Below are 5,581 nucleotides of genomic sequence, written 5' to 3' on the forward strand. Positions count from 1 at the left end.
CTCGAACTTATCGACCGCTTTCATCAGGCCGATGTTACCTTCCTGAATGAGATCAAGGAATTGCAGCCCGCGGTTGGTGTATTTCTTGGCAATCGAGATCACCAGGCGGAGGTTGGCCTCGACCATCTCTTTCTTGGCCTGACGCGCCTCTTTTTCACCCTTTTGAACCTGCTGCACGATGCGGCGGAATTCGGGGATGTCGACGCCCACATAGGTGCCCACCTGCGCCATGTCCTGGCGCAGATTTGCAACCTTGTCGGCGTTGCGTTCAAACAGCGCCTGCCAGCCACGGCCGGACTTTTCGCGCATCCGGTCCATCCAGTTGGGATCAAGCTCGTAGCCGCGATATTCTTCGATAAACTCGCGCCGGTTGAGACGGGCCTGGTCGGCCAGTTTCACCATCGAGCTGTCGATCGACATGATGCGGCGGTTGATGCCGTAGAGCTGGTCGATCAGCGCTTCGATCCGGTTGTTGTGCAGGTGAAGCTCGTTCACCAGCAGCACGATCTCGCTGCGCAGCTTCTGGTATTTCTTCTCGGCCTTGTCCGAGAACGAGCCGTCCTCGTTGAGCGTGGCCGACATGCGCATGTCCTGCATCTCGGCGAGGCCGATATAGTCCCGCGCGATCACATCGAGGGTTTCCAGCACCTGCGGCTTGAGCGCGGCTTCCATCGCGGCAAGCGACATGTTGGCCTGCTCGTCCTCGTCGTCATCATCATCGTCGTCGGTGGCAATCGGGTTGCCGTCGGCATCAAGCTCGGGCTCTGTCTTTTCGTCTTTTTCGGTGGTGGTGGTGGCCCCGCCTGCAACGGTTTCTGTTTCGTTGTCGTCGCCGTCCACACCCTGGCCGAAGGTGGTTTCAAGGTCGATCACATCGCGCAGCAGGATGTCTTCGTTGAGAAGTTCCTCGCGCCAGATGGTGATGGCCTGAAAGGTCAGCGGGCTTTCGCACAGGCCCGCGATCATGGTGTTGCGGCCCGCTTCGATGCGCTTGGCGATGGCGATTTCGCCCTCGCGGCTCAGCAGTTCAACCGAGCCCATCTCGCGCAGGTACATGCGCACCGGGTCATCGGTGCGATCAAGCTTTTCGGTCTCGGTTTGTGCGAGGGTTACATCACGGGCGCCAGCGGCTTGGACCACTTCGGTCGAGCCTTTCTTGCCGTCGTCCTCGTCTTCGTTCTCGTCGTCCTCGGTGACCTGGATGCCCATCTCGGAGAGCATCGACATCACGTCTTCGATCTGGTCCGAGGACACCTGTTCGGGCGGCAAAACCTGATTGAGCTGGTCATAGGTGATGTAGCCGCGCTCGCGCGCTTCGGCGATCATCTTTTTGACCGCCGTCTGGCTTACATCTAGGCCCTGCTCGGCTTCGGTGTCGTCACTCTTGCGGTCGTCGTTGTCTTTGGCGGCCATTTAGCTCTCCTGAAGGCGTGAGTGCACGCACGATTCGGGCTCCCCGAATCAATATCTCGAATCACAGGGATTTCCACCCAAACCCCTTAAATATTTATGTGAGAGGGGTCCATTCTGTGGCTGAAAGGTCGATTCCCCCTGCGAATCGGCCTTCGCAGGCGCAGAATCACCCCGGATCACGGGGTTTTTTATGGCCGATCTGGTCGAGCAGCGAATCAAGTTCGGCTCTTTCAGAGCGGTCGAGTCGGGCGCCATTGGGGGCAATGTCATACTCAGCCTTATCGGTGTCATCGGTTTTGGTGGCGCGTGATCGTGCGCCAGCGGCCTGCCCCAGCCGCCAGGTCAGCCCTTCATCGGCCAGCCCTGAAAGCTCGTGCATCGCTTCGGCGATCTCGCGTGCGGCCCCGCGTGAGGCGGATAGGATTGCGAAATCCTGGGCGAGGCACATGCGTGCTAGCTCGTGGTCCCGGGTGTTGCGAACGCTGGGCGCAATGCGGACATGGGCCGGTGTGAACAGCTTTTCAAGGGCAGCGGTGCCGATTTCTTGCTCAAGGGCGCTCAGCGGGTCCGCCTCGTCGGCGGTGCGCAGCAGGGCATCGGCCAAGCGCATATGGCCCTCGCCCTGCCAATCAAGCTCTTCCAGCGCGTGGGCGAACTCATCCACCAATCCGGGGTGGCTTGCGAGGGTGGCAAGGATCACCGCCTCGCGCAACTGCTCCTCGACCGAGGCCCCGGCAGCGGCCAGCGCCGAGGCGCGGGTGGCAGCGGTGGCGGGGGGCGGCGGGCCTTTGCGGCCCGGCCCGCCGGGGCGCCACGGCGCGCGCGGGCCGGTGGCGGAGGCATTGGTGCGGCGCGGGGAGAACAGCTCAAACCGGCGGCGCTTGAACTCTTCGCCGTAGTGGCCGCGCACCGAAGGGTCCGCGATGGCCTTGATCGCATTGCGCAGAGAGGCATCGAGCGCGGCCTTGCGCTCGGGGCTGTCGAGCGGGCGATCCTCGGTTTCGCGCCGCCAGAGCAGATCAACCAGCGGCTCGGCGCGTTCCAGCACTTGCTGCATCGCCGCCGGGCCCTGGGCGCGGATCAGGTCATCGGGGTCCTGGCCTTCGGGGAGGATGGCAAAGCGCAGGCTGCGCCCTGCGGCCAGCTCCGGCAGCGCCAGATCAATCAGCCGCATCGCGGCGCGCAGGCCTGCCTTGTCCCCATCCAGCGCGATCACCGGCTCCGGGGCCATGCGCCAGAGCATCTGGAGCTGGTGCTCGGTCACCGCCGTGCCAAGCGGGGCCACCGCGCCGGTAAAGCCCGCCTCGGCCAGCGCGATCACATCCATATAGCCCTCGGCCACCACAAGCGGCTGGCCTTGGCCCACCGCCGTGCGCGCACGCTGGTGGTTGAACAGGCTGCGCCCCTTGTCAAAGAGGATGGTTTCGGGGGAATTCAGATACTTGGCGTTGTCATTCGGGTCCATCGCCCGCCCGCCAAAGGCAATGGCGCGGCCCCGCGCATCGCGGATCGGGAAGATGATGCGATGGCGGAACACATCATAGGGGGCGCGGCCCTTGTCGGAGGCTTTAACCAGCCCGCAGGCCAGCAGATCATCCAGCGCAATGCCCTTGGCCACCAGCGCTTCGCGCAGCCCTTCCCAGCCCGGCGGGGCGACGCCGATCTCCCAGCGGTCCTGCGCCTCGGGGCCAAGGCCACGGGAGGTGAGATAATCGCGCGCCTCCCCGCCCGCGCCGGTTTTCAGCTGGAGGCGGAACCATTGCACCGCCTGTTCCATCACCTCGGCCAAACGAGTGCGCTCATCGGATTTTTGCTGGGCTTGGGGGTCGCGCGCGGGCATCGGCAGGCCAATTTCGCCGGCCAGCAGCTCGACCGCCTCCATGAAGCCCATGTTCTCGGTTTCGCGCACGAAAGAGATCGCATCGCCCTTGGCGTGGCAGCCAAAGCAATAGTAAAACCCCTGCCGATCATCGACATGGAAGCTCGCCGTCTTTTCCTGGTGGAAGGGGCATGGTGCCCAGAGATCGCCCTTGGCCGGGTTGGACTTGCGCTGATCCCACATCACCTTTTTGCCCACCACGTCGGCCAGCGACAGGCGGGTGCGAAGCTCATCAAGGAATCCGGGTGGCAGGGACATAGCCCTATATCCCCCTCAGGGTGCGCCCTGTCCAGAGCCAGCTCAGGCCAGCAGGGGGCCGAAAAGCGGCGCGCTCAGCGGTCCTTGAAGCGGCGCGGCTCGCGGCCGAGGCCCCGTTCCAGCCTGTCGGCGAACGCGGCACGCTCTTCGGGGCTCATCTCTTCGATGTGGTTCAACAGCACCTCCTGGCCAATTTGTGCCGTTTCCCGGATCAAAACGCTCTGGCGGGCCATTTGGGCCTGCATTTCGGCGCGGTCAAACGGCTCGGCGCGCAGCACCACGAGGGTTTTCTCAAAGGTGCCGCGCAGTTCTTCGCGCTTGCCGCGCAAGGCATCCCGGCGCGGCCCGAGCAGGCTGCGCAGCTCTTCCCAATCATCGCGGTGCAGGGCGCGCCCGTAGGGGCCGAAGCCAAGATCCCGTTCGATCCGTGCGCCTTCGCGGCGGTCGTGTTTGCTCGCGCGCTCCTCATACCGGTCGCCATGGAACACCATGACCCCAAGCACCAGCCCGATGATCGCCAGATTGAGGCCGAGCGACAGCACCAGCAAAACCCGTGTGAGGCGGGCGCTGCGGCCCGGTTTGGGCGGCTCGGGCGCGGCGGCGGGGGGGGATGGCTTATCGGTCATATCGGTTTGCTCCTTCGCCTCATCCGTCTGACAGCAGGTCAACATAGGCCATGTCATAATCCAGCAGAGGGGCGCCAACGGTGTCGCCCGGCGCGGCAGAGGTGAGTGTTGTGGCGTTTGCGCCGGTGAGGGTGCTGGCAAAATCGGTCACGCTGGCGGGCGGGCTCATGCCCACCCAGAAGCCAGCCACCGCTGCCGCCGTCAGCCCGGCGAGGCCCGGCGCACCGCCAACAGCGGCCAGAAGCGCGGCCAGCAGGCTGCGGCGCGGTTTGGCAGGCGTGGTGGCTTGGGGCGCGGGGATGGGCGCGGCCTCGGCCATAAATCCATCCTGCGCCTCATAGGCATCGCTCAGCACGCGGGCCAGAAGATCAGCCGACGGCGCGGGCGTGGCGCCTGCTGCGCCCGCCTTGCCTGCCGCGTTGAAGAAGCTCTCCAGCAGCGCCTCATCGGAGGCATCCACCGGCACGTTCGGGTTCATTTTGTCATGGTCAGCCATCAGCTCAACCCCAGTTCTGCGCGGGTGCCCTTGAGGCGGGCCGCCAGTGCGCGTTTGCCGCGGGCGGTCAGGCTTTCGACCGCCTCTACGGAGATTTCCATCCGAACCGCGATTTCCGGGTTCGTCAGCCCATCGAGGTGCCTCAGCCGCACGGCCTCGGACTGCCTGTCGGGCAATTCACTCAGCGCCACATGCAGGGCGCGGGCACGTTCGGCCAGTTGCATCTCTTCCACAACAGACCTTGCCCCATCTTCCGGCTCGGGCACACCATCAAGGCTTTGGCCTCGGGCGCGGCGCAGCCTGTCGGTGCACAGGTTGCGGGCCACCTGGTAGAGCCATGTGCTTACCCTGGCCTCGCCGCTGCGCCAATCGGGGGCGAGCTTCCAGAGCCTCAGCATCGCCTCCTGAGCCACATCCTCGGCCTCGGCGCGATCTCCCAGCATCCGCTGGGCCAGCCCCAGCACCATTGGTGTGAGCCGCAGGGTGAGGGCACGCGCCGCAGCACGGTCGCCCTGGGCGAACCGGGCAAGCAACACCTCGTCAGAGGGATCAGGGGGCACATCGAGTGGCATGGGCATCGCGTTCCGCTTACTCGGTCCTTCAAACTCTCTCAACACTTACCAGCCATTGGCCTTGCAGCCGGGCCTATACTAAATGAGCTCCCCCGCACCCAACGAAGGGGATGACACGGGTGCGGAGGAGCCTTTCGAAACGGGGGCGTCAGTTGTTACGCTTGCCGCCGCGCTCGCCTTGACGATCCTGGCGGTCTGCCATGAAAGCCTTGGCCGTTTCGAATTCCTGCTCAGACACCTGACCGTCGTCATTGGTGTCGATCCGGTCGAACATGCGCTGCATCATTTCGGTGCGCATCTCGGCCCGTTGCTCGGCAGTTGCGCCGCGCTGGCCCCG

The 5,581-nt window shown here is 64.7% G+C and carries 6 protein-coding genes; all 6 read right to left on the reverse strand.

The window, feature by feature from the left end:
- The coding region (locus tag P1U55_RS15410; protein WP_301048524.1) for an RNA polymerase sigma factor region1.1 domain-containing protein at window positions 1-1,413 on the reverse strand (1,413 nt) is incomplete at its 3' end.
- Between the two features lie 166 nt (window positions 1,414-1,579).
- Complete coding sequence (dnaG, locus tag P1U55_RS15415; protein WP_301048525.1) at window positions 1,580-3,550, reverse strand: DNA primase; 1,971 nt, start codon at window positions 3,548-3,550, stop codon at window positions 1,580-1,582.
- A gap of 74 nt (window positions 3,551-3,624) precedes the next feature.
- Window positions 3,625-4,176, reverse strand: a complete 552-nt coding sequence (locus tag P1U55_RS15420; RefSeq protein WP_301048526.1) for a periplasmic heavy metal sensor — start codon at window positions 4,174-4,176, stop codon at window positions 3,625-3,627.
- 19 nt (window positions 4,177-4,195) lie between these two features.
- Window positions 4,196-4,672, reverse strand: a complete 477-nt coding sequence (locus P1U55_RS15425) for a hypothetical protein (RefSeq protein ID WP_301048527.1) — start codon at window positions 4,670-4,672, stop codon at window positions 4,196-4,198.
- A complete protein-coding gene (locus tag P1U55_RS15430) occupies window positions 4,672-5,250 on the reverse strand; it encodes an RNA polymerase sigma factor (RefSeq protein WP_301048528.1) in 579 nt (192 codons plus the stop codon). The genes P1U55_RS15425 and P1U55_RS15430 overlap by 1 nt, the downstream gene beginning before the upstream one ends.
- 142 nt (window positions 5,251-5,392) lie before the next feature.
- The coding region (locus tag P1U55_RS15435) for an EF-hand domain-containing protein (RefSeq protein WP_301048529.1) at window positions 5,393-5,581 on the reverse strand (189 nt) is incomplete at its 5' end.

Origin of the sequence: Vannielia sp., assembly GCF_029212645.1 — a bacterium.
Classification (GTDB): Bacteria; Pseudomonadota; Alphaproteobacteria; order Rhodobacterales; family Rhodobacteraceae; genus Vannielia.